The sequence below is a fragment of the Corynebacterium sp. CCUG 69979 genome (assembly GCF_024454095.1).
In the GTDB taxonomy this organism is placed as follows: domain Bacteria; phylum Actinomycetota; class Actinomycetes; order Mycobacteriales; family Mycobacteriaceae; genus Corynebacterium; species Corynebacterium genitalium.
This window is the reverse complement of the sequence record NZ_JAGPZA010000004.1, coordinates 98,521-120,642: the sequence shown is the minus strand read 5'-3', so window position 1 is coordinate 120,642 and position 22,122 is coordinate 98,521. Positions and strand designations below refer to the sequence as shown.

The 22,122-nt window shown below is 62.3% G+C and carries 22 protein-coding genes; 20 read left to right on the top strand and 2 right to left on the bottom strand.

The features are described 5' to 3' along the window. Nucleotides 1–63: 63 nt before the first annotated feature. The 9 genes from KBX18_RS04220 (at nucleotide 64) to KBX18_RS04180 (ending at nucleotide 8,978) form a co-directional block, all read left to right on the top strand. The gene (locus KBX18_RS04220; RefSeq protein ID WP_255994963.1) at nucleotides 64–891 is read left to right on the top strand and encodes an undecaprenyl-diphosphate phosphatase; all 828 of its coding nucleotides are present in this window, start codon (nucleotides 64–66) and stop codon (nucleotides 889–891) included. 35 nt (nucleotides 892–926) lie between these two features. After that, entirely contained in the window at nucleotides 927–2,165 is a 1,239-nt protein-coding gene (mshC, locus tag KBX18_RS04215) for a cysteine--1-D-myo-inosityl 2-amino-2-deoxy-alpha-D-glucopyranoside ligase (RefSeq protein WP_255994928.1), read from the top strand. 24 nt (nucleotides 2,166–2,189) lie between these two features. Beyond that, nucleotides 2,190–2,570: a hypothetical protein gene (locus KBX18_RS04210; protein ID WP_005290130.1), complete on the top strand. Its 381-nt coding sequence runs from the start codon at nucleotides 2,190–2,192 to the stop codon at nucleotides 2,568–2,570. Next, on the top strand, nucleotides 2,563–3,255 hold the full coding sequence (locus KBX18_RS04205) for an HAD family phosphatase (RefSeq protein ID WP_255994927.1): 693 nt from the start codon (nucleotides 2,563–2,565) through the stop codon (nucleotides 3,253–3,255). Before KBX18_RS04210 ends, KBX18_RS04205 begins: the two co-directional genes overlap by 8 nt. 5 nt (nucleotides 3,256–3,260) lie before the next feature. Then, nucleotides 3,261–3,524: a phosphoribosyl-ATP diphosphatase gene (locus KBX18_RS04200; RefSeq protein WP_255994926.1), complete on the top strand. Its 264-nt coding sequence runs from the start codon at nucleotides 3,261–3,263 to the stop codon at nucleotides 3,522–3,524. Between the two features lie 19 nt (nucleotides 3,525–3,543). Beyond that, entirely contained in the window at nucleotides 3,544–4,395 is an 852-nt protein-coding gene (gene hisG, locus KBX18_RS04195) for an ATP phosphoribosyltransferase (protein ID WP_005290136.1), read from the top strand. Between the two features lie 21 nt (nucleotides 4,396–4,416). After that, a complete protein-coding gene (gene aspA, locus KBX18_RS04190; protein ID WP_255994925.1) occupies nucleotides 4,417–5,835 on the top strand; it encodes an aspartate ammonia-lyase in 1,419 nt (472 codons plus the stop codon). A gap of 136 nt (nucleotides 5,836–5,971) precedes the next feature. Beyond that, nucleotides 5,972–7,282, top strand: a complete 1,311-nt coding sequence (locus KBX18_RS04185) for an anaerobic C4-dicarboxylate transporter (protein ID WP_370687222.1) — start codon at nucleotides 5,972–5,974, stop codon at nucleotides 7,280–7,282. Between the two features lie 19 nt (nucleotides 7,283–7,301). Continuing rightward, nucleotides 7,302–8,978 carry a formate--tetrahydrofolate ligase gene (locus tag KBX18_RS04180; RefSeq protein WP_255994924.1) on the top strand — a complete coding sequence of 559 codons (1,677 nt, stop codon included), beginning with the start codon at nucleotides 7,302–7,304 and terminating at the stop codon, nucleotides 8,976–8,978. Here the strand turns inward: KBX18_RS04180 and KBX18_RS04175 are convergent. Next, the gene (locus tag KBX18_RS04175) at nucleotides 8,975–9,787 is read right to left on the bottom strand and encodes a RecB family exonuclease (RefSeq protein ID WP_255994923.1); all 813 of its coding nucleotides are present in this window, start codon (nucleotides 9,785–9,787) and stop codon (nucleotides 8,975–8,977) included. The two genes, KBX18_RS04180 and KBX18_RS04175, sit on opposite strands and share 4 nt — an antisense overlap. Nucleotides 9,788–9,813: 26 nt before the next feature. On the opposite strand from KBX18_RS04175, the gene KBX18_RS04170 reads away from it, so the two are divergent. The 3 genes from KBX18_RS04170 to arc are packed head-to-tail and all read left to right on the top strand — an operon-like array spanning nucleotide 9,814 to nucleotide 13,331. After that, nucleotides 9,814–10,983, top strand: a complete 1,170-nt coding sequence (locus KBX18_RS04170; protein ID WP_255994922.1) for a M18 family aminopeptidase — start codon at nucleotides 9,814–9,816, stop codon at nucleotides 10,981–10,983. A gap of 11 nt (nucleotides 10,984–10,994) precedes the next feature. Next, nucleotides 10,995–11,828 (top strand): tRNA (adenine-N1)-methyltransferase, encoded by an 834-nt coding sequence (locus tag KBX18_RS04165; RefSeq protein WP_005290147.1) that lies wholly within the window; start codon nucleotides 10,995–10,997, stop codon nucleotides 11,826–11,828. A 9-nt stretch (nucleotides 11,829–11,837) separates the two neighbouring features. Beyond that, complete coding sequence (gene arc, locus KBX18_RS04160) at nucleotides 11,838–13,331, top strand: proteasome ATPase (protein ID WP_255994921.1); 1,494 nt, start codon at nucleotides 11,838–11,840, stop codon at nucleotides 13,329–13,331. A 17-nt stretch (nucleotides 13,332–13,348) separates the two neighbouring features. Here the strand turns inward: arc and KBX18_RS04155 are convergent, their stop codons facing one another. Further along, entirely contained in the window at nucleotides 13,349–14,737 is a 1,389-nt protein-coding gene (locus KBX18_RS04155; protein ID WP_255994920.1) for a PLP-dependent aminotransferase family protein, read from the bottom strand. Between the two features lie 79 nt (nucleotides 14,738–14,816). Here KBX18_RS04155 and pdxS point away from each other — a divergent pair, with 79 nt between their 5' ends. The 8 genes from pdxS to tatC all read left to right on the top strand — a co-directional run bounded on the left by pdxS (nucleotide 14,817) and on the right by tatC (nucleotide 22,115). After that, the gene (gene pdxS / locus KBX18_RS04150) at nucleotides 14,817–15,707 is read left to right on the top strand and encodes a pyridoxal 5'-phosphate synthase lyase subunit PdxS (protein WP_255994919.1); all 891 of its coding nucleotides are present in this window, start codon (nucleotides 14,817–14,819) and stop codon (nucleotides 15,705–15,707) included. Nucleotides 15,708–15,854: 147 nt separating this feature from the next. Beyond that, nucleotides 15,855–17,354 (top strand): depupylase/deamidase Dop, encoded by a 1,500-nt coding sequence (gene dop / locus KBX18_RS04145; RefSeq protein WP_255994918.1) that lies wholly within the window; start codon nucleotides 15,855–15,857, stop codon nucleotides 17,352–17,354. Between the two features lie 20 nt (nucleotides 17,355–17,374). Continuing rightward, the gene (locus tag KBX18_RS04140) at nucleotides 17,375–17,560 is read left to right on the top strand and encodes a ubiquitin-like protein Pup (protein WP_005290155.1); all 186 of its coding nucleotides are present in this window, start codon (nucleotides 17,375–17,377) and stop codon (nucleotides 17,558–17,560) included. Then, a complete protein-coding gene (gene pafA / locus KBX18_RS04135) occupies nucleotides 17,560–18,975 on the top strand; it encodes a Pup--protein ligase (protein WP_255994917.1) in 1,416 nt (471 codons plus the stop codon). The genes KBX18_RS04140 and pafA overlap by 1 nt, the downstream gene beginning before the upstream one ends. Then, a complete protein-coding gene (locus KBX18_RS04130) occupies nucleotides 18,968–19,912 on the top strand; it encodes a WYL domain-containing protein (RefSeq protein WP_255994916.1) in 945 nt (314 codons plus the stop codon). Before pafA ends, KBX18_RS04130 begins: the two co-directional genes overlap by 8 nt. After that, on the top strand, nucleotides 19,902–20,843 hold the full coding sequence (locus KBX18_RS04125; RefSeq protein ID WP_005290160.1) for a YafY family protein: 942 nt from the start codon (nucleotides 19,902–19,904) through the stop codon (nucleotides 20,841–20,843). Before KBX18_RS04130 ends, KBX18_RS04125 begins: the two co-directional genes overlap by 11 nt. A gap of 40 nt (nucleotides 20,844–20,883) precedes the next feature. Next, complete coding sequence (gene tatA / locus KBX18_RS04120; protein ID WP_005290161.1) at nucleotides 20,884–21,159, top strand: Sec-independent protein translocase subunit TatA; 276 nt, start codon at nucleotides 20,884–20,886, stop codon at nucleotides 21,157–21,159. Between the two features lie 29 nt (nucleotides 21,160–21,188). Further along, nucleotides 21,189–22,115 (top strand): twin-arginine translocase subunit TatC, encoded by a 927-nt coding sequence (gene tatC, locus KBX18_RS04115; RefSeq protein ID WP_255994961.1) that lies wholly within the window; start codon nucleotides 21,189–21,191, stop codon nucleotides 22,113–22,115. The last annotated feature ends 7 nt before the right edge of the window (nucleotides 22,116–22,122 follow it).

Sequence of the window (22,122 nt, the reverse complement as noted above, 5' to 3'; positions counted from 1 at the left end):
GATTGCCGGTATTCAGCCGCGGAGGGTATATCGTTGTGCTCCGTGATTGAAGCAGCCGAAAACATGTCGTGGATTCAGGTCATCGTTCTGTCGATCGTCCAGGGGTTGACCGAGTTCTTGCCCGTGTCCTCCTCTGGGCACCTGAGGATTGTCTCCGAACTGTTCTGGGGCCAAGACGCTGGCGCCAGCTTCACCGCCGTCATCCAGCTGGGCACAGAGCTGGCCGTTCTCGTGTTCTTCGCGAAGGACATTTGGCGGATTCTGACGGCCTGGTTCGCTGGGCTCGTCGACAAGAGCAAGCGCGGTTTCGACTACCGGATGGGTTGGATGGTCATTGCCGGCACTATTCCCGTTGGGCTAGCAGGCGTGCTGCTCAAAGACCTGATCCGTGAGAACTTCCGTAACCTGTGGATCACCGCGACGGTACTGATCGTCTTTTCCTTCGTGTTCATTCTCGCCGAGCGCAAGGGCCGCAAGACGCGCGGCTTCGACGAGCTGACCATGAAAGACGCCATCATCATGGGCCTGTGGCAGTGCCTCGCGCTCATCCCGGGCGTGTCGCGCTCCGGCGGCACGATTTCCGGTGGTCTGTTCCTCAACCTCGACCGCGAGGTGGCCACACGCTTCAGCTTCCTGCTTGCGATTCCGGCAGTGCTGGCCTCGGGGCTGTTTTCGCTTCCCGACGCCTTCGACCCCCAGGCCGGTCAAGCCGCCTCCGGTATTCAGCTTTTCGTCGGTGCGGGTATCGGCTTTGTGCTCGGCTACATCTCGATTGCGTGGCTGCTGCGGTTTGTCTCGCACCACTCGTTCGCGTGGTTCGCGGCGTATCGCATCCCGCTCGGCGTGATCGTGATGATCCTGCTGGCCACCGGCGTCATGCAGCCGGTGTAGCGCTCGTAGCCACGGCTGTCTTGTAGGCTGACCCCATGCACTCTTGGCCCGCGCCCTCCGTCCCCGCCGTCGCCGGAACTCCTGTCCCATTGACCCTCTTCGACACCGCTGACCAGCGGATCAAGGAGGTTGACACCACGGATACGACCAGCAGTGGTGAGATTGGGATGTACGTCTGCGGCATCACTCCGTATGACTCCACGCACCTGGGCCACGCAGCGACGTACCTCACGTTTGATCTGGTCCACCGCCAGCTGAACGCCAACGGCCACAGTGTCCATTACGTCCAGAACATCACCGACGTCGACGACCCGCTGTTCGAGCGCGCCGAGCGCGACGGGGTGGACTGGCGCGAACTTGGTCAGAGCCAGACCGACCTGTTCCGCACCGACATGGAGATCCTGTCCGTCATCCCCCCGCGCGACTACATCGGCGCGATGGAATCCGTCGATGAGGTCATCGCAATGGTGCAGACGCTGCTGGACAACGGCAGTGCGTATGAGCTTGTCGACGACTCCGGTGACCACCCCGTCACCGACATCTACGCGCCCATCACAGCAACCGAGCAGTTCGGCTACGAGTCCAACCTCGACCGCGCCACGATGGAGGAGTACTTCGCCGAGCGCGGCGGCGACCCGGAGCGTACAGGCAAGCGCGACCCGCTCGACGCGCTGCTGTGGCGCGGCCACCGTGAGGGCGAACCGGCGTGGGAGGCCCGCTTCGGTGCAGGCCGGCCAGGATGGCACATCGAGTGCTCCGCTATTGCGACGAATCGTTTGGGAACACAGTTCGCCATTCAAGGCGGCGGCTCTGACTTAGCTTTTCCGCACCACGAGTTCTCGGCCGCCCACGCTGAGGCCGCGTACGCGGTCCCGCGCATGGCCGGCCACTACGTCCACGCCGGCATGATCGCGCTCGACGGGGTGAAGATGTCTAAGTCGCTGGGCAACCTCGTCTTCGTGCACAAGCTGCGCGAAGAAGGGCACGACCCGTCCGCGATCCGTGTCGCGGTGTTCGGCGGCCACTACCGTGACGACCGCGACTTCTCCTACGCCGTCTTGGACCAGGCGGAGCAGCGTTTGGCCAATTGGCGCGAAGCTCTCACGAATGAGGTCAGCGAAGACGAGGCGGTAGGTACCGTCGATAAGCTGCGTGCTGCTCTCGCGGACGACCTGAACACTACAGAGGCGCTGCGCATTGTGGACGCAGCACACGGTGACCACAACGGGATCGTTGCAGCTGCACTCGACGGCTTGCTTGGCGTGCGGGTGTAGCGAAACTGCGCCACAATAGCGGGTATGACAATCCGCGATCAGTTCCAGAGCGACGTCGACGAGTTCATCGACGACCTGACCACGTTTGCAACCGGTTCGTACCTGCAGGACAGCGATAAGGAACTGTGGGAGGAGCCGTTTGACCCGGCAGTCCTGCCGGACCTGAAAGAGCTCATCGAGAAGTACCTCGACGCCCTGGAGATCATCGGCGACGACCCGGACGGGGAGAAGCTGAACTCGGTCGTGGAACCGTTCTTTGCCAAGCTCGACGAGTTCAACGCCAAGCACGCTGAAGCTGTCCTGGAGCCGGAGGAGAAGTCGGACCTGCAGGACCTTGCGTACCGCGCGGCTGCGGCCACCGGCGCGGACGACGAAGCACTCAACTCCCTTCCCGAGCTTGACTAGCCGCACACCAAGCACGTCGCCGAAGGCCGTGTTCTGGGACATGGACGGCACGATGGTTGACACTGAGCCGCTGTGGGGCATTGCCACCTACGAGCTCTCAGAGCTGCTTGGCCGCAGGTTAAGCGCAGAAAAGCGCGAAGAGACAGTCGGCGGTGCCTTTGCGAACACGTTGCGCGTGTGCGCGGAGTGGGCGGGAGTCGAGCTTGTCGACGGTGATTATGACCGTTACCGGTCCTGGATGTACCAGCGGATGGGCGAATTGCTCGCCGGCGATGTGGAGCCGAATCCCGGCGTGCGCGACTTTCTCGCCTCTCTCAAGGGCGCGGGGATGCGGATGCTCGTGACCACGAACACGGAACGCAAACTGGCGGACTACTGCATTGACATCGTCGGCCGTGAGTTCTTCGTCGACTCTGTCACCGGTGATGAGGTGGCCCAGCCGAAACCGGCGCCGGACATGTACCTGCGTGCTGCCGAGATCGTGGGGGAGGATCCCGTCGATTGCCTCGTTTTCGAGGATTCTTGGGCCGGTATGTCCGCAGCCGCCACGGCTGGGTGCGTTGTGTTTGGGCTTGCCGAAGACGTCCCGGAAGGTGTGGTGCGGTTTGACCCAGCCGAGTTCGTCGGTGCCGATGCACACGATGTGTCCGCATGGTTCAGCGCTGCCCGGGATCGGATAAAGTAACTCGCGTGAAAAACTTCGAGGATCTTTTCGCGGAACTGACCGCCAAAGCAGCCGAGCGTCCGGCCGGTTCGGGCACGGTGGAGGCTCTGGACAAGGGTGCGCATTTCATCGGCAAGAAGATCCTCGAAGAAGCCGGTGAGGTGTGGACCGCCTCCGAGTACCAGTCCGACGAGGAACTCGCCGAGGAGATGAGCCAGCTGATCTACTGGACGCAGGTGATGATGGTTCACCGCGGCCTGACCCCGGATGACATCTACAAATACCTCTAATAGGAGCCCTGACACCCCCATGATCAAGATCGCCGTGCCCAACAAGGGCTCCCTGTCTGAGGCTGCGACCGGCATCCTCAAAGAAGCTGGCTACAAGGGCCGCGGATACACAAAGGCTCTCAACATCGTCGATGAAGCCAACGGAGTCGAGTTCTTCTTCCTGCGCCCGAAAGACATTGCCATCTATGTCGCCGGCGGCCACCTTGATCTGGGCATCACCGGCCGCGACCTGATGCTCGATTCGCGTGCGGACGTCGAGGAAATCCTCGACCTCGGTTTCGGTGGCTCCACCTTCCGCTTCGCTGCGCCCGCCGATGTGGCCGAGAGCATGACCATTGCAGACCTTGAGGGCAAGCGCCTGGCGACCTCCTACCCGCACTTGGCGGCCGACTACCTCGCCGACCGTGGCATTAACGCTGAAGTGATCCGCCTCGACGGTGCAGTAGAGATCGCCATCAAGCTCGGTGTGGCTGATGCTATTGCCGACGTGGTCTCCACCGGTGCCACGCTGCACCAACAGGGGCTTGCCCCGTTCGGGGAGCCGATTGTGGCAAGCGAGGCAATCGTGGTCAAGCGCACCGGGCGTGAGCTGACCGTAGAAGATGAGATCGTGCTCTCGCGCATCCGCGGTATTCTCACGGCGCACAACTTCGTCATGCTCGACTACAACGTCTCGCGCGACAATCTTCAGTCCGCGGTGGACATCACCCCGGGGCTGACCGGGCCGACGGTCTCCCCGCTGCAGCGTGAGAACTGGGTCGCCGTGCGCGCGATGGTTCCGCGCAAGGAAGCGAACCTACTCATGGACCGTCTCGCCGCAGCTGGTGCTGAAGCTATCCTCGCCTCGGAGCTCAAGATCGCGCGAATCTAAATCTGGCTACACTGGGCACGTATGGGCTACAGAACAGAAGAAGATTTGCTCGGTACCGTCGACGTTCCCGACGACAAGTACTACGGCGTGCACACGATCCGCGCGATCGACAACTTCCAGATCTCGTCCGCCAAGATCCAGGACTACCCGGATTTTGTCCGCGGCATGGTCATGGTGAAGAAGGCCGCCGCGATGGCCAACCGCCGTCTGCACACCCTGCCGAAGGACAAGGCTGACGCGATCATCGCCGCATGCGACCAGATTCTTCACGACGGCCGGTGCATGGACCAGTTCCCCATCGACGCCTACCAGGGCGGCGCGGGCACCTCGGTGAACATGAACACCAACGAGGTCGTGGCCAACCTTGCGCTCGAGCTCCTGGGTCACCCGAAGGGTTCCTACGACGTCATCAACCCGAACGACGATGTCAACATGTCGCAGTCCACGAACGACGCGTACCCGACTGGTTTCCGCCTGGGCCTGCACCAGTCATTCCAGGGCCTCATCGAGGAACTGGATGAACTGCAGAAGGCGTTCCGTTCCAAGGGCGATGAGTTCCACGACATCCTCAAGATGGGCCGCACCCAGCTGCAGGACGCTGTCCCCATGACTCTGGGGCAAGAGTTCACTGCCTTCGGTGCCAACCTCGCGGAGGAGCAGGACCGACTGCGCCAGGCAGCGGACTCGCTTTTGGAGATCAACCTGGGCGCCACCGCAATCGGCACCGGCGTGAACACTCCGGGCGGCTACCGTGACCAAGTCACCGCCGCTCTGCGCGAGGTCACTGGTCTGCCGATCTCCACCTCCCCGGACCTCATCGAGGCAACGAGTGACACCGGCGGTTACGTCATGGCTCACTCCGCCCTGAAGCGCGCAGCCATGAAGCTGTCGAAGATCTGTAACGACCTGCGCCTTTTGTCCTCTGGCCCGCGCGCCGGCCTGAATGAGATCAACCTGCCGGAGCGCCAGGCTGGTTCCTCGATCATGCCCGCGAAGGTCAACCCGGTCATCCCCGAAGTGGTCAACCAGGTGTGCTTCAAGGTGTTCGGCAACGACGTCACCGTCTCTATGGCTGCCGAGGCTGGCCAGCTCCAGCTCAACGTGATGGAGCCGGTCATCGCTCGCAGCCTGTTCGGGTCCATCTCCCTGCTGCGCAACGCCGCGAAGACGCTGCGTGAGAAGTGCGTCACTGGCATTACCGCCAACAAGGACGTCTGCCAGGGTTACGTGGAGAACTCCATCGGCATCATCACCTACCTCAACCCGTTCATCGGCCACCACAATGGTGACCTGATCGGCAAGGAGGCCGCCGAGACGGGCCGCGGTGTGCGCGAGCTCGTGCTGGAGAAGGAGCTTCTCGACGAAGAAACCCTCGACAAGATTCTCTCCAAGGAAAACCTCATGCACCCGGAGTTCCGCGGCAAGCTCTACCTGGAGTGAGACGCAAACGGGGGTTAGCCTCGCCACAATCCGCCTCTGACCGCTCTACCAGCCTGGTAGGGCGGTCTTTTGCGTCGCATACTGGGGGTATCGCAACTCAACAGAGCTCTCACTGTGCTCGAGAAAGGACCCCGTTGTGCTGTTAGTGCTTCAGCTCATCATCCTCTTCGGCGCCATCATTTTGGGCGCCCGCCTGGGTTCCATCGCTATCGGTTTCGCCGGAGGTTTGGGCGTTATCGCGCTCGGCCTGACCGGCATGCAGGTCACTGCCGAAGACATTCCCTTCGATGTCATCGGCATCATCATGTGCGTCATCGCTGCGATTTCAGCGATGCAGCTCGCCGGCGGAATGGACTACCTGGTGTATCTGGCGGAGAAGTTCCTCCGCCGCGACCCGAAGCGCGTGACGTTGTACGCGCCGATTGTCACCTGGCTCATGACCGTCCTAGCCGGAACCGGCCACACCGCGTTCTCCACGCTGCCCGTCATTGTGGAGGTGGCGAAGGAGGGCAAGGTCCGGCCGTCGCGCCCCCTGACGGTGGCGGTCATCGCTTCCCAGATGGCCATTGTCGCTTCACCGATCTCGGCCGCTGTGGTCTTCATGGCAGACCTGCTTGAGCCTCACGGCGTGGGTTACCTGCAGCTGCTCGGTGTGATGATTCCTGCAACATTCCTGGCCATCTTTCCCACGGCATGGTTGGCCAACCGAATGGGCAAGGACCTTGTAGACGATCCTGTTTACCGCCAGCGACTCGAGGAAGGCTTGGTCAAGCCTCCCGCCTCGCAGACCGGTTACGCACCGACAAAGGGCGCGAAAACATCTGTGATCATTTTCCTCGTCGCCATTGTCGTAGTCATGGTGTACGCGACGATCATTTCCGATCAAGTCGGTCTCATCGCTGAACCCACGATCCCGCGCAATGAGGCGATCATGACCATCATGCTGGCGGCCGCGGCCATCATTCTCATGGTGACAAAGCAGCACGCCGCGCAGGTCTTGAACACTCAGGTGTTCCGCTCCGGAATGTCGGCGGCGGTCTGTGTGCTCGGTGTCGCATGGCTGGGCACGACGTTCATCAACCACTACATCGACGAGATCCAGGACATCTCCGGAAGCGTGCTGCAGTCGCAACCGTGGCTGCTGGCGGTCGTGCTTTTCTTTGCGGCATCTCTGCTGTACTCCCAGGCAGCCACCGCGAAGGCGCTCATGCCGGCGGCTATTGCCATTGGAGTCAGCCCGCTGACTGCAGTCGCCGCGTTCCCGGCAGTGTCCGCACTGTTCGTCTTGCCTACATACCCAACTCTGCTCGCGGCAGTGGAGATGGACGACACCGGTTCCACGCGGATCGGAAAATACGTCTTTGACCACCCGTTCATCATTCCGGGCACAGTGTGCAACATTCTCTCTGTCCTGCTGGGTTACGGTTTCGGTGCGGTGCTGATATAGCGCGCCTACGCTGGGAGGTATGAACGCTCCTACCACTGACGTCGCTATTGCCCAAGCCCACACACTCGAACCGATCGGGGACATCGCCGCGAAGGCCGGTGTGCCCGACGGTGCACTCATCCCGTACGGCAGAAACATGGCGAAGGTAGATGTCAGTGCGCTTCAATCGGCGGACCGCGACCACAAGAATGGAAAGCTCATCCTCGTCACCGGTGTGTCGCCGACCCCGGCCGGCGAAGGCAAGTCGACCGTCCTGATTGGTCTGACCGACGCATTGGCGCAGCAGGGTCACAACGCCATGGTCGCTCTGCGTGAACCGTCGCTGGGCCCAGTCATGGGTATCAAGGGCGGCGCCGCCGGTGGTGGTTACTCGCAGGTGGTGCCGATGGAAAACATCAACCTTCACTTCACCGGTGACTTCCATGCGATCACGTCTGCCAACAACACGCTGGCCGCGATGATCGACAACCACATCCAGCAGGGCAACGAGCTGGGAATCGATGCCCGGCGCGTGACATGGCAGCGCTGCTTGGACGTCAACGACCGATCCCTGCGCAACGTGGTCACCGGGCTCGGTGGCCCAGCCTCTGGTGTCCCGGCCCAGACCGGCTTCACCATTACCGCGGCCAGCGAGATCATGGCTGTACTCGGCCTCGCCACCGACCTCGAAGACCTGAAAGCGCGCCTGGCGCGGATCACCATTGGCCTGACTTTCGACGGGAAGCCTGTCACCGCCGGCGATCTCCACGCCCAAGGTGCCATGGCAGCGCTGCTCAAGGAAGCTCTCAACCCGAACCTTGTGCAGACTCTCGGGGGTACGCCAGCGTTCATTCACGGCGGACCGTTTGCGAACATTGCGCACGGCTGCAACACCCTCATTGCCACCCGCACCGCGCAGAAATGCGCCGACATCGTACTCACCGAGGCGGGCTTCGGATCGGACCTGGGTGCGGAGAAGTTCTTCGATATCAAGGCCGCATACGGGAACTTGGATGTCGCCGGCGCAGTGATTGTGGCGACGATTCGTTCGCTGAAGTACAACGGCGGCGTCGACAAGCAGAAGCTCACGGACGAGAACCTTGAGGCGCTCAAGGCGGGCGTGGTCAATCTCGAGCGCCACGTGGAAAACGTGCGGAAGTTCGGTGTCACCCCGGTTGTCGCGCTCAACCTGTTCGCGTCCGATACACAGGCAGAACGCGACTTCATGCGTGAATGGGCCGAGTCGTTCGGCGTCGCCCTGGAGGAAGCCGAGGTGTGGGCGAAAGGCGGCGAAGGAGCCCAGAAACTGGCCACAACGCTGTTGGACAACCTCACCGAAGGCACGTCGAAGACGCTGTATGACCCTGCCCATGGGATTGAGAATGCTATCGAGACTCTCGCCCGAGAGATCTACCGCGCTGACAAGGTGCAGTACTCGGTCAATGCGCAACGTGACTTGAAGACGATCAAGGACAACGGCTGGGACACCCTTCCGGTGTGCGTCTCAAAGACCCAGTACAGCTTCTCGGATGACCCAGCTGCGCTTGGTGCACCGGAGGGACACACATTGCACGTGCGCAAGCTCATCCCACGCACCGGAGCTGGCTTCATCGTCGCTCTGACCGGCGACGTGATGACCATGCCGGGGTTACCCAAGGTGCCCGCCGCCAACAATATCGACGTCGACGCCACCGGCACCATCAGCGGGCTGTTCTAAACCTCCGGAACAGAATCAGCTGCAGACCCCGGCCATCCGGGGTACTCCGGCGGTGTCCCACCGTAGATCGGGCACAGGGCTTGGAACGAGCACCAGTTGCACAGCTTCGACGGGTTCGGGCGGAAGTTGCCGGACTGCCCGTCGGATTGAATCTTGTGCCACAGGTCGCCTAAGTCCCGCTCGAAGAATTCGAGTTCCTCCCGCGATGGGGCAAGGAAGAGTGAATCAATCACTTTGAGGTACATCAGCCTCAGCTGGTGCGGAATCGTGCCGAACATGCGCCAATACACCAGCGCATAGAAACGCATCTGGAACTTTGCTTCGTCAGAGAAGCGGGGCGAGGGCTTCTTGCCCGTCTTGTAGTCGACAACACGGATTTCACCCGTGGGCGCAATGTCCACGCGGTCGATGAACCCGCGCACGGGAACACCATTCGGCAGCACGGCATCGACGTACATTTCTTGGGCGTGTGAGTCGAAACCGTGCGGGTTCTCCATCTCGAAGTACCCGCGCAGCAGGGAACGCGCCGCGACGAACAGGGCGTACTCGTCAGCAATAGGGTCGGCGCAGGAAGAATCGTCGATAAGCATCTTCTGCCATGCCGGCTTGATGCGCTTCACCGCGGCGGGGTAAGTCCGCTCCTCGCGGGGCCAGGCGTGCATCTCCTCGAGAACAGCATGCACAAGCGTGCCGGTGACCTGCGCTTCCGTCTTCGGTTCCGGGATCCGGTCGATCGCACGGAGGCGATACTTCAACGGGCACTGCAAGTAGTCGTTGGCGCGCGATGGGGAGAGGGCAAGCGGTTTCATCGTGCCCACCATTCTAAGGTGGAGCCATGAACCTCTCCGAATTCATCGCAGCAAGCCCAAGCGCGTTCCATGCCGCCGCGAACGTCCGCGACGAGCTGGTGGTCGCAGGCTTTCCCGACGACCGAATCCTCGTCCACGGCGGCGCCGTGATCGCATGGTGGATCCCGGAGAACCCGAACCCGCGTTTCCGCATCATCGGCTCGCACACCGACTCGCCGGGGCTGATGCTCAAGCCAGACCCCGATTTCGTGCGCGAGGGGTTCCGCCAGCTCGCCGTCGAGGTCTACGGCGGGCCAATTCTGCAGTCGTGGTTCGACCGCGAGCTCACCTTCGCCGGGCGTGTGTCGCTTATCGACGGCTCCACCCACCTCGTCTCCACCGGCCCCATCGCGCGAGTACCGAACCTAGCGATCCATCTCTACCGCGGTGACGCGCCGGAGATGGACAGGCAAGTGCACATGCAGCCGGTGATGGCTGTGGACCGGCCGTTCATGGACGTCGTGGCTGAGCAGCTCGGTGTGAAGCCGGAGGAGATCATCGCGCATGAACTCATCTCCGCTGATGCCCAGCCCCCAGCGGTGATGGGGGATGTCATGGCGGCCGGGCGTTTGGACAATCTGTCGAGCGTGCACGCGTCGCTGCAGGCCATGGTGCGCGCGAAGGATGAGGCGAAGGACGTGCTCGTCCTCGCCGCATTCAACCACGAGGAGGTTGGCTCGGCCTCAGTCACCGGCGCGGGCGGACCATTGCTCGAACGGGTGCTCACACGCGTTGCCCGTGATCTGGGCGACCCGCTGGATATCTTCGCCGAGTCGACGATGATCTCGGCTGATGCCGCCCACGCTGTGCACCCGAACTATCCGGGCAAGCATGACCCGACCCACCGTCCGCTGATGAACCGCGGGCCGGTGCTGAAGATCAACGCGAACCAGCGCTACTCCTCGGACGCGGAAACGGAAGCGACCTGGATCCGTGCCTGCCGCAACGCGAACGTGCCGGTGCAGACGTTCGTCGGGCACAACGGGGTGCCATGCGGGTCGACGATCGGTCCCATTGCCTCGACGCGCCTAGGCATCCCCACTGTTGACGTAGGCGTGCCGCTGCTATCGATGCACTCTGCCCGCGAGTTGGTCGGCGTGCAGGACCAGGCCTGGTTCGAGGATGCGCTGTCCGCCTTCCTACGTGGCGACTGCTAGAAAGGACATCCATGTATTCAGGCCCATTCCGCCCCGGCGACAAGGTGCAGCTGACCGACGCGAAGCGCCGCCACTTCACCATTGAGCTCGTCCCCGGCGCGACGTACCACACGCACAAGGGCGGCATCTCCCACGACGACATCATCGGCGCCGACGAAGGCTCTGTGGTGAAGTCCTCCAACGGTGCCGACTATCTGTGCTTCCGCCACCTGCTCGTGGACCATGTCCTGTCGATGCCCCGCGGCGCGGCGGTTATCTACCCGAAGGACGCCGGCCAGATCCTCGTCGAGGGCGACATTTTCATGGGTGCCCGCGTGCTGGAGGCTGGTGCTGGCTCCGGTGCGCTGACGATGTCCCTGCTGCGCGCTGTCGGCCCGGAAGGTCACGTGTTCTCTTACGAGATTCGTGATGATCACTTGGCTTTTGCCGAGGACAACGTCGACGATTACTTCGGGCAGCGCCCGTCCTGGTGGACCCCGCGCCTGGGCGATTTCGGCGAGGTGACCCAAGAAGACCTCGGTGGTCCCGTCGACCGCGTCATTTTGGACATGGTGGAGCCGTGGCACTTCATCGATACGGTGAAGGACATCCTCATCCCGGGCGGGGTGTTCATGACGTACGTGGCCACAGTGCCGCAGCTGATGAACATCGTTGAGGGGATCCGCGAAGCGAAGTGCTTCACCGAACCGCGCTCCTGGGAGACCCTCCTGCGCGAATGGAAAGTCGAGGGCCTGGCCACCCGCCCGGAGCACCGCATGAACGCGCACACAGCGTTTTTGGTGTGGACCCGCAGGCTTGCCGACGGTGTCACGCCCCCTCGTCCGCAGCGTCGGGCCCGCAGATAAGCTGGAGCCATGAACGATGCTGACCTCCGCGAGCTGAAACAGCAGAACCAGGCTCTCTCCGCGCGCAATAAGCAGCTCGCGGAGATGTTGAAGGTCTCCCGCGACAAGCTCAAGGACCTTTCCGCGCAGGTCGAGGCGCTGTCCGAACCGGCATCGACGTACGGCATCTACCTCGCCCCAGCGCGCCGCGGACAAGAAGCTGAAGTGTTCACATCCGGCCGACGGATGCGTTTGAAGGTCTCGCCGAATATTGAGCCGGGCACGCTCACTCCGGGTGGTCTCGTGCGCCTCGGCGAAGGGTCGATTGTCGTGGAGGCGGCCGGTTTCCCTAAGGCCGGTCAGCTGGCAACCCTGTCGGAGAAAATCGGGTTTGACCGCGCCATCGTCGCTGACATGCAGGGCGCGGAGCAGGTCGTCCACCTTGCCGAGAATGTTCGCGCCAAGGCCCGCGCAGGCGACACCGTGCTTATCGACGCAAAAGCGGGCTACGCCTTCGAACGCATCCCCAAAACTGAGGTCAACCAGCTATCCCTCGAAGAGATTCCCGACGTCACCTACGCCGACATTGGCGGCCTGCGGGACCAGATCGAGACGATCCGGGATTCTGTCGAGCTGCCGTTCACGCACCCGGAGCTGTACAAGGCCTATAACTTGAAACCGCCGAAGGGGCTGCTGCTCTACGGCCCGCCCGGTTGTGGAAAAACGCTGATCGCCAAAGCGGTCGCTAACTCGCTGTCGACTCGCATCGGTGACGGGGGAGCGGCGCACTTCCTCAACGTCAAGGGCCCGGAGCTGCTGAATAAGTACGTCGGTGAGACCGAGCGCCGCATCCGCCTGATCTTCGAGCGCGCCCGCGAACTCGCCGGCGAGGGACGTCCCGTCATCGTCTTCTTCGACGAAATGGAGTCGATCTTCCGGACCCGCGGCTCCGGTGTGTCCTCCGACATGGAAACGACCGTCGTCCCGCAGTTGCTCACGGAGATTGATGGAGTGGAAGACATCGCCAACGTCATCGTCATCGGCGCCACCAACCGGGAAGAACTCATCGATCCGGCGATTTTGCGGCCCGGCCGCCTAGACATCAAAATCCGTGTCGACCGTCCCTCACGCGAGGAGGCCCGCGAGATCTTCGCCCGCTACATCACTGACGATGTTCCGCACGCGGAGGAGGTGGAAGATCTGGTGAACGCGGGCGTCGATAAGCTCTTTGCCCCGCGTCCTTTCGTCCAGCTCACGCTTGTCGACGGCACCACCGAAACCCTCCACTACTCCGACTTCGTCTCCGGCGCGATGATCGCCAACGTCGTCGACCGTGCGAAGAAGCTGGCTATTAAGGATGAAATTTCGGGCGCGGGTTCGGGAGTTTCCGTCGAGCACGTGCGCGCCGCAGTTCGTGCAGAGCAGGACGAGAGCGAGGACATGCCAAACGTGTCCAACCCGGACGAATGGGCGCGCATTTCGGGCCGCACCGGCAAACGAGTCGTGGCTGCTGAGGTGCTGTAGGTGTCCGGGGTCGTGCTTCAAAGAGCCGAACTGCTAGCAAGGGTCCGTAGGACAATGTCGAAGTCGTGGTCGCTGAGGTGCGCGAAGCTCATGATCAATCCTTCCGTGCGCCCATCTCGGCTCGACCACAGCGACTCGAGGCGGCCGCACTCGATCCCATGTGACCGAAGCTTGTCAGCGAATTGGTTCCGGTGGGCAGGTGAGTCGAAGTTCAGTGTGAGATCCACTCCGTTCGACTCGGCCATTTCGTTGACGTGTGCGCCGCTGGCCTCGAGCACCGGAACGAGATCAGTGTGGATGATCGCCCGCCGACGTGCCAAACGGTTACGGACGGCTTTCGTGTTCCGGCGAACATGCCCGTTCTGAAGCAGACGCGCGACGGCCAGCTGCGTGACCGCGGATACGGGCATACCGAGGACCTTCCGCGTCTGCTGCACGCCTTCAGCGAATGCTGGGGGAGTGACTACGTACCCGGCAGAAAGGTTGCGGCTCAGCAACGTCGAGAAGGTACCCAGCGTGAACACGTCGGCCTGGTGATTGAGGGCGGCCAGCGGAGGTTGCGGGGCAAGGCGGTAGCGCAGCTCAGCATTGAAGTCATCCTCGATGAGAGCTGTGCCCCTCTCATGCGCCCACGCGAGCAGTTCGGACCGGCGGGCAGCCGGCATCGATGCACCGAGCGGGTACTGGAAAGCGGGAGTGACCAGAAGAGCATCCAATTTGTCGGGCAAGAGTTGGACGTTCACGCCGTACTCATCGACGGCGCATGGGACCGCGTTGTGCCCGGTGGTTGGAATGACGCGGCGGAGGCCTGGGTGGCCAGGGTCCTCGACCCCCACCCGGAGATGATGCTGCCGCCTGGCGAGAGTGAGCAGAATCAGCATGAGGCCTTCGCGTGACCCGCCGGTGACTACGATTCGGTCCTCAGTCACCGCCAGTCCGCGGGCCAGACGGAGGTGCTCTGCGATCGCCCTGCGGAGCTCGGGTTGTCCTGCAGAATCGACCACGATGGGCGGTTCAGCTGCTGCCTCCCGCCACGCTTGGCGCCATGCGGCGGGACGTACTGCTCCGGCGTGCCCGGACGACGGCTTCAAAGAAATGAACTTTCGCGGTTGCTCAACTTTTGGCCGAAAAGTTGGTGCATCGATGCCACTAGGTGCACCCGCCGGCAGATCGGGATGCACGCGCGTCGGTGAACCCTGCGAGGCCAGCAAGTACCCTTCGCTGATGAGCTGGTCGTACGCCGTGACGACGCTACCGCGTGAGATCCCGGCCAGTCGCGCAAGCTCGCGTGTCGACGGCACCTCATCCCCGGGCTGCAGTTCTCCTTCGGTGATAGCCGTCCTGATGGCGGTTGCTACTTGCGCGGGGAGTGGAGTGGGGAGGTCGCGGGAGACGTCGATAAGCATTGCTCGAAGGTGACTGGTCCAAAGAATCTAAATCAAACTGGCACTAGGAATCTACCAGTGGGAGGGCAAGACTAGTGCTATGACGTTTTCCACGAACCTCTCTAAAGCTGAGTTGACCGAGTCCTTCAAGGGCGGAGTGATCATGGATGTGGTCACGCCCGAGCAGGCGAAGATCGCCGAGAACGCCGGTGCTATCGCTGTGATGGCGCTCGAGCGCGTGCCCGCCGACATTCGCGCTCAGGGCGGTGTTGCCCGCATGTCCGATCCGGACCTTATCGAAGGCATTCTCGGTGCCGTCGACATTCCCGTGATGGCCAAAGCTCGTATTGGCCACTCGGTGGAGGCCAAGATTCTCGAGCACCTCGGTGTTCACTACGTCGACGAGTCTGAGGTGCTCAGCCCGGCGGACTACGTCAACCACATCGATAAGCGCGGCTTCGACGTGCCGTTTGTCTGCGGCGCGACCAACCTGGGCGAGGCACTGCGCCGCGTGAACGAGGGTGCAGCAATGATTCGTTCGAAGGGCGAGGCCGGCACCGGTGATGTATCCGAGGCCACCAAGCACCTCCGCACTATCAAGAGTGAGATCGCTGGCCTGCAAGCACTGTGGAACGGCAACCGCGATGAGCTCTACGTTGCCGCCAAGGAACTGCAGGCGCCCTACGAACTGGTTGCCTACGTGGCCGAGCACGGCGCACTGCCGGTACCACTCTTCGTCGCCGGTGGCGTATCCACGCCGGCCGATGCGGCCCTGATGATGGAACTGGGTGCCGACGGTGTCTTCGTCGGCTCCGGCATCTTCAAGTCCGGCAACCCGGAGGCCCGTGCAGCTGGTGTGGTGAAAGCTACCCAGAACTGGAACGACATCGCTGCTGTCACCGAGGCGTCCCGCGGTCTCGGTGAAGCAATGGTCGGCATCAATGTTTCTGATCTACCGGCTCCGCACCGTCTTGCCGAGCGCGGTTGGTAGCCAGCAATAGATCTTTAGTATCGCCTTTCAGGCGTTTAGCCAACTGGCGAACTGCGGAAACGCAGCTGCGGGGTCGCGAAAGGCGATACTGAAAATGTAGGACCGGGGCTCTCACCCGCGACGTACGCCCCTTTAGACTGGTGCACCATGACGCGTTTCATGGGAACCGAAACTGAGTACGGCATTCTCACTCCGGATAGCCCGAGCTTGAGCCCGATTGTGAGCTCGACGCACGCGGTGGTGGCCTATGCGGCGATGCACACCGCCGCCCGTGCGCGCTGGGATTATCAGGACGAGCACCCGCTGAAGGATTCCCGCGGGTTCGATCTGAAGCGCTACCAAACGGTTCCCATCGTCGACCCTAACGCGATCGGTGTGGCCAATGTGGTCACGGAGAACGGTGCGCGCTTCTACGTCGACCACGCGCACCCCGAGTACTCATCGCCCGAGGTGCCGGACGCCTTCAGCGCCATGCTTTACGACGCTGCCGGTGACCACGTTCTCAACGACGCCGCCGCCCGGATCGCAGAGCTGTGGGAAGATGGCGTCTCAGTGCTGGGCGGCCACGACCCCTGCCCGCCGCTGAAGCTGTACAAGAACAATGTCGACGGCAAAGGCGCATCGTTCGGTGCCCACGAAAACTACCAATACTCGCGGCAGACCCCATTCGAGGCGATCACTGAGGGTTTGATCCCGTTCTTTGTGACCCGCCAAGTCTTCGCGGGCGCGGGCCGAATGGGACTGGGGGAAGCGGGGGAGCAGGACGGATTCCAGATCTCCCAGCGGGCCGACTACTTCTTCCAAGAGGTCTCGCTGGAGACGACACTCAACCGCGGCATCATCAACACCCGCGACGAGCCGCATGCGGACGCGACCCAGTTCGGCCGGCTCCATGTCATCATCGGCGATGCCAACATGTCGCAGTACGCCAACCTGCTCAAATTGGGCACGACGAAGCTCGTCCTCGACGCCATCGAAGAAGGCGTCGACTTCTCGGACCTCCAGCTCAAGGAACCGGTTGAGGAACTCAAGCGGGTGTCCCGTGATCTGAGCCTGACGCACCAGCTCGGGCTCAAGGATGGCCGTGCGCTCACAGCATTGGCGATTCAGCGCGACTACCTTGCACGCGTCACGCCCGCGACGGATGTGGATAAACAGGTCGTGGCTCTATGGGGAGAGATCCTGGACGATCTTGATCGCGATCCACTGTCTACCGCGGACCGTCTCGACTGGACAGCGAAGTGGGCGTTGATCAAGGGCTACCTCGACCGCGGAATCGACATCGGCAACGCCAAGCTCAAGGCCGTGGACCTTCAATACGCCGACATCGATCCGGACAAGTCGCTCTATCACACGCTGGTTCGGGCTGGACGGATGAAAACGTTGGTCAGCAACGAGGACATCGCCCGGGCGGCGGCCACACCACCAGAGAACTCCCGGGCGTATTTCCGCGGCAGGATCGCGAAGGAATTCGGCGAAGACGTCCTCTCCTCGAGTTGGCAGACCATCCAGTTCAACACGACCGCTGGCCCGCGGACTGTCTCCATCCACGCAGTGGACGGATTCACGCGCGATGATGTCGGTGAGTTGCTGGACCGTGCGGCATCCGTGGAGGAGATTGTCGCTGCTTTCAACGAGAACCCATAAGTGCTAAGTAGGGTAGAGCTATGGCTCAAGAACAGATCAATACCCACTCCGACGGAGGCTCGGACGAGGAGGGCACCGGCCAGGAGGCTGGTCAGGTGAACGTCAACACCGCAGGCACCGACGACTTGCTCGACGAGATCGACTCTTTGCTGGATAACAACGCCGAGGAGTTCGTCCGTTCCTACGTGCAAAAGGGCGGCCAGTAATGACGGTGTATCCGCGCCGCATCATGGGCGTGGAGACTGAATTCGGGCTGACCGCCATCCGTGACGGCAAGGCGGTTTTAGGGCCGGAAGAGATCGCGCGGTACTTGTTCAAGCCAGTCGTGGCCCAGTACAAGAGCACGAACATCTTCACCGACAACGCGGCCCGTCTGTATCTCGATGTCGGTGCGCACCCGGAGTACGCGACAGCGGAGTGCGATTCGCTCACCCAGTTGCTCAACCACGACAAAGCGGGTGAAGTACTGTTCAACGATCTCGCCGCCCAGACGGAAAAGACCCTCGCAGCCGAAGGCATCGGCGGCGACGTGTACCTGTTCAAGAACAACGTTGACTCTGCAGGTAACTCCTACGGTACGCACGAGAACTACCTGATCAGCCGAGAGCTGTCGCTGAAGAACTTCGGCAAGCGGTTGCTGCCGTTCCTGATCACCCGGCAGCTGCTGTGCGGTGCGGGCATGATCAAGAACGGCCGTTTCGTCATCTCGCAGCGCGCCGATCAGGTGTGGGAGGGAGTCTCGTCAGCAACGACGAGGACACGCCCGATCATCAACACCCGCGACGAACCCCATGGGGATTCGAGCCGGTTCCGCCGCATGCATGTCATCGTTGGTGACTCCAACATGGCGGAGCCCTCCTTTGCTCTCAAGATCGGCTCGACGCAGTTGGTCATCGAGATGCTCGAAGCGGATTGGGACATACCGGCTTTCGACGTGGCCGAGCCGATCAAGCACATCAAACAGATCGCGCTCGACCCGACCGGCCAGACAGAACTCGCGCTCAAAGACGACACCACAGTGACCGCGCTCGAGGTCCAGCAGGCCGTCCTCGAGGCCGCGAAGGGCTGGCTCGCCCAGCGCCAGGACGAGGGCACGCCGAATGCTGAGTTGGAGAAGGTCGTGGAGCTGTGGGGCAGGACACTCACGGCCATCGAGACGCAGAACTTCGAGCCAGTCTCTGGCGAGATCGATTGGGTGATCAAACGCAACTTGCTTGAGCGCTACCGCGACCGCTTGGGCGGGGACTGGAATCACCCGAAGCTCGCCCAGATCGACTTGGCGTACCACGACATCAACCCGCGCCGCGGGCTGTTCTACCACCTGCAAAATAAAGGATTAGTCCAGCGGTGGACCACCGACGAGGCAATCGCCGCGGCTGCGGCTACCGCGCCGGAAACAACGCGCGCCACTCTGCGCGCACAGTTCCTCGATACGGCCCGTGAGCTGGGCGCCCACTACACCGTCGACTGGGTGCACATGAAGGTAGACCGCCCAGAGCCGCAGACGGTGGATGTTCAGGATCCGTTCGCGACGGAGGACGTAGGCGTCGATAAGCTCGTGGCGTACATGCGCGAGAACCGCGAGGTGCTTGGCAACGCACAAGGGGGAATCCGTGGCTAATGACGCGCGTGTGATCCAGCGGCTGACCAACCTCACGTTCGCATTGCTGGGGTCGAATAAGCCGCGTGATATCGAGTGGATCCGCACGCATGTTGACGGCTACGAAGACAAGACCGATACCGCCATGGCGCGCATCCTCAAGCGCGATGTCCAATCACTGCGCCGGGCTGGCGTTCCCGCGCGCAGTGAGAACGGGCTGGTCTGGGTGAACAAAGACTCTTACGAACTCCCGCCGATCAGCTTCACCGAGGAAGAAGCCTACGTGCTGGGGTTGGCGGGGGACTTGGGGACGTCGGGAAGCTTGGGCGCGTTCGCGCGCTCCGGGTGGACCAAGATCGCAGCGGGCGGTGCAACGCGGGCATTTGACGATGCTCCGATTAGCGCGCTGGACAACGACATTTCCCGGCTCGACACTGATGTCGTCGCGGCCGTGACCGCGTGCGTGCGTTCCCGCACCCGGATGCGCTTCACCTACCAACCCTCTCCGACAGCGCCGCCGCAAACGCGCACGATGGACCCGTGGGGGCTCATCGCGCTGAACAACCGCGCCTACGTCGTCGGCTACGACGTGGAACGCGAAGCTGAACGCAGTTTCCGGGCGGTGCGCGTCAGCGAGGTCCGGAAAGTGCGTGACGTGCCCGCAGCAGATTTCCACCTTCCAGACCGCCCAGTCCAGCAGATCGTTGAGGATTCTCTGCGCGGCCCCACGGTGAAAGAAGCGGTGGTGCGCGTTGACCCCGGAACGGCAGGGGAGCTCGTCGCGAAAGCTACAGATCTCGGTGATAGCCGTTTCCGTCTCGTCGACGTGGAGCGTGACTGGCTGGTGCGCACTACCGCCAGCTTCGCTCCGCATGCGATGGTGGAGTCCCCGGGGGATGTGCGCGAGGACGTCATCAAGCTATTGAGTGCGACTCAGGAGGCGCAGAATGAAAGATAGCCCGGAAAAGCTCGGCCAACTCGTCCGCGCTCTGAACTTGATCCCGTACCTGCACCAACACCCGGATGCGACGCCAATGGAGATCGCCCGCAACCTGGGGTATCCGCACACCGAGGTCATGGAGGACCTGAAGCGGCTGCAGATGTCGGGCGTGGGTAAAGGACCGGGCGAGATGATCGACCTTTCCGCAGATTGGACTGGCATCACGCTCATCGAAGATCAAGGGTTGAACGCGCCGCTGCGTCTCACGCCTACGGAAGCGAATGCCCTCTTGCTCACCCTGGAATCGTTGGAAACCATGCCGGGTCTCGTGGATCAAACCGCGGTGGCGTCCGCCGCGCAGAAACTCCGGGACGTCATGCACGATGCCGGTGTTCCCGACTCCGACCATGCGGAGACTCCCGGACCGGCACGCATGGTGTCCCAGGCGCTGACGCAGCGCTGCATGCTGGAGATCACCTACTACTCGGCCACCTCGGACACGACGCGTACGCGCACGGTCTCCCCGGTGGGCATGTTTCACCGTGACGGTGCGACCTACCTGTCGGCGTTCGAGGACGGCTCACCGAAAACCTTCCGCTTGGACCGTATCCAGGACGCATCGCTTCTCGACGTCCCCGCCGCCCCGTCTGCCCACCGCGACTACGACGCGGCAGACCCCTTCGGGTTCGGGCAGGAGAACGTCGCCACACTGCGCATCCGCAGTGACGCGACGTGGCTGGCAGACTACTGGCAGATCGAGTTGCACGAGACTGAGCCCACGGCGCTCACCGAAGGTGAGTGGGTCGAGGCCTCCATGCCCTACGGCAGCGACGACTGGATGGTTCGTTTCTGCCTCAGCCAGGCCGACCGAGTGAGCGTTGTGGAGCCGACTCATATTGCCGAAGAGGTCGCCGGTCGCAGTTCTGCGGCCCTTGAGCGTTATGCTTAGAGCCACACGCGCTTTAAGCCCTTGAATGAAAGGAACTCCCATGCCAAACCTTGGCCTGATGGAAATCCTCCTGATCGTCTTCATCATCCTCCTGCTTTTCGGAGCTGGAAAGCTTCCGGACTTGGCTCGCTCTGTGGGCCGTTCTGCGCGCATCTTCAAGTCCGAGGTCAACGAGATGAACAACGACAAGGCTGCAAAGGAGTCTGTCGCGAACCCTCAGCGTGAGCTGACCTCGGGCGCCGAGTCGACTCAGCCCCCCAACTCGCAGCAGGGCTTCTGGGACCAGCCGGAGAACCAGCAGCGCCCCGCTAACTAGCCGTGTCCCGCAAGAACTCCGAGGGCACGATGACCCTCACGGAGCACCTGCAGGAACTGCGCCGACGCGTAGTCGTGTCGCTCATCGCCATCGTCGTCGGAACCATCGTCGGATTCATCTGGTACCAGTGGGCGCCTGGGCCGACGATGCCGCTGGGCGAGATCATTCGCCGTCCCTATTGCTCTCTGCCGGAGCACTTGCGGGCGGATCTGACCTCTGACGGTTCGTGCCGTCTCATCGCTACTTCGCCGTTCGAGATGTTCATGTTGCGTCTCAAGGTGGGTTTCCTCGCGGGTCTGGTGCTGTCGTCTCCGGTGTGGCTGCAGCAGATCTGGGCGTTCATCACTCCGGGCCTGCATAAGAATGAGCGGCGCTGGACGATGTCGTTTGTCACCTTCGCTGTGACGCTCTTTGTCGCCGGCGCAGTTCTCGCGTACTTCATCGTCGACCAGGGCCTCTACGTGCTCATGTCGATCGGTAGTGAGTACCAGGTCAGCGCCCTGTCCGGTGGCGAGTACTACAACTTCGTCCTCGCACTGATCATCATCTTCGGCGTGAGCTTCGAGGTGCCCCTGATCATCATCATGCTCAACCTTGCCGGGCTGCTCGAGTACGAGCAGGTGAAAGACAAGCGCAGGATCATCATCGTGGCCCTGTTCATTTTCGCGGCGTTCATGACGCCCGGCCAGGATCCGTTCTCCATGATCGTGCTCGCCCTGTCGCTGTGCTTCCTCGTGGAAATGGCGTTCCAGTTCTGCCGCATCAACGACAAGCGCCGCAAGAAGAAGACCGGGGACTGGGGCGATATGCGTGACGACGAAGCTTCCGGCCCCATCGCTCCTGCCGAGCCCATTAGCGCTGCCGCTCCCGTAAGTACTCCGACTCCGGTGGCATCACCTGCCCCTCGACCCGTAGACGACTTCAACAAACCGGGCTATTTCGACGACGTGCTCTAGGGTGGTA

What these genes read in the sequence shown, in the direction of transcription:
- KBX18_RS04220 (WP_255994963.1), top strand. Translation starts at nt 64, where the DNA reads ATGTCGTGGATTCAGGTCATCGTTCTGTCGATCGTCCAGGGGTTGACC.
- mshC (WP_255994928.1), top strand. Translation starts at nt 927, where the DNA reads ATGCACTCTTGGCCCGCGCCCTCCGTCCCCGCCGTCGCCGGAACTCCT.
- KBX18_RS04210 (WP_005290130.1), top strand. Translation starts at nt 2,190, where the DNA reads ATGACAATCCGCGATCAGTTCCAGAGCGACGTCGACGAGTTCATCGAC.
- hisG (WP_005290136.1), top strand. Translation starts at nt 3,544, where the DNA reads ATGATCAAGATCGCCGTGCCCAACAAGGGCTCCCTGTCTGAGGCTGCG.
- aspA (WP_255994925.1), top strand. Translation starts at nt 4,417, where the DNA reads ATGGGCTACAGAACAGAAGAAGATTTGCTCGGTACCGTCGACGTTCCC.
- KBX18_RS04180 (WP_255994924.1), top strand. Translation starts at nt 7,302, where the DNA reads ATGAACGCTCCTACCACTGACGTCGCTATTGCCCAAGCCCACACACTC.
- KBX18_RS04175 (WP_255994923.1), bottom strand. Translation starts at nt 9,787, where the DNA reads ATGAAACCGCTTGCCCTCTCCCCATCGCGCGCCAACGACTACTTGCAG.
- KBX18_RS04170 (WP_255994922.1), top strand. Translation starts at nt 9,814, where the DNA reads ATGAACCTCTCCGAATTCATCGCAGCAAGCCCAAGCGCGTTCCATGCC.
- KBX18_RS04165 (WP_005290147.1), top strand. Translation starts at nt 10,995, where the DNA reads ATGTATTCAGGCCCATTCCGCCCCGGCGACAAGGTGCAGCTGACCGAC.
- arc (WP_255994921.1), top strand. Translation starts at nt 11,838, where the DNA reads ATGAACGATGCTGACCTCCGCGAGCTGAAACAGCAGAACCAGGCTCTC.
- KBX18_RS04155 (WP_255994920.1), bottom strand. Translation starts at nt 14,737, where the DNA reads ATGCTTATCGACGTCTCCCGCGACCTCCCCACTCCACTCCCCGCGCAA.
- pdxS (WP_255994919.1), top strand. Translation starts at nt 14,817, where the DNA reads ATGACGTTTTCCACGAACCTCTCTAAAGCTGAGTTGACCGAGTCCTTC.
- dop (WP_255994918.1), top strand. Translation starts at nt 15,855, where the DNA reads ATGACGCGTTTCATGGGAACCGAAACTGAGTACGGCATTCTCACTCCG.
- KBX18_RS04140 (WP_005290155.1), top strand. Translation starts at nt 17,375, where the DNA reads ATGGCTCAAGAACAGATCAATACCCACTCCGACGGAGGCTCGGACGAG.
- pafA (WP_255994917.1), top strand. Translation starts at nt 17,560, where the DNA reads ATGACGGTGTATCCGCGCCGCATCATGGGCGTGGAGACTGAATTCGGG.
- KBX18_RS04125 (WP_005290160.1), top strand. Translation starts at nt 19,902, where the DNA reads ATGAAAGATAGCCCGGAAAAGCTCGGCCAACTCGTCCGCGCTCTGAAC.
- tatA (WP_005290161.1), top strand. Translation starts at nt 20,884, where the DNA reads ATGCCAAACCTTGGCCTGATGGAAATCCTCCTGATCGTCTTCATCATC.
- tatC (WP_255994961.1), top strand. Translation starts at nt 21,189, where the DNA reads ATGACCCTCACGGAGCACCTGCAGGAACTGCGCCGACGCGTAGTCGTG.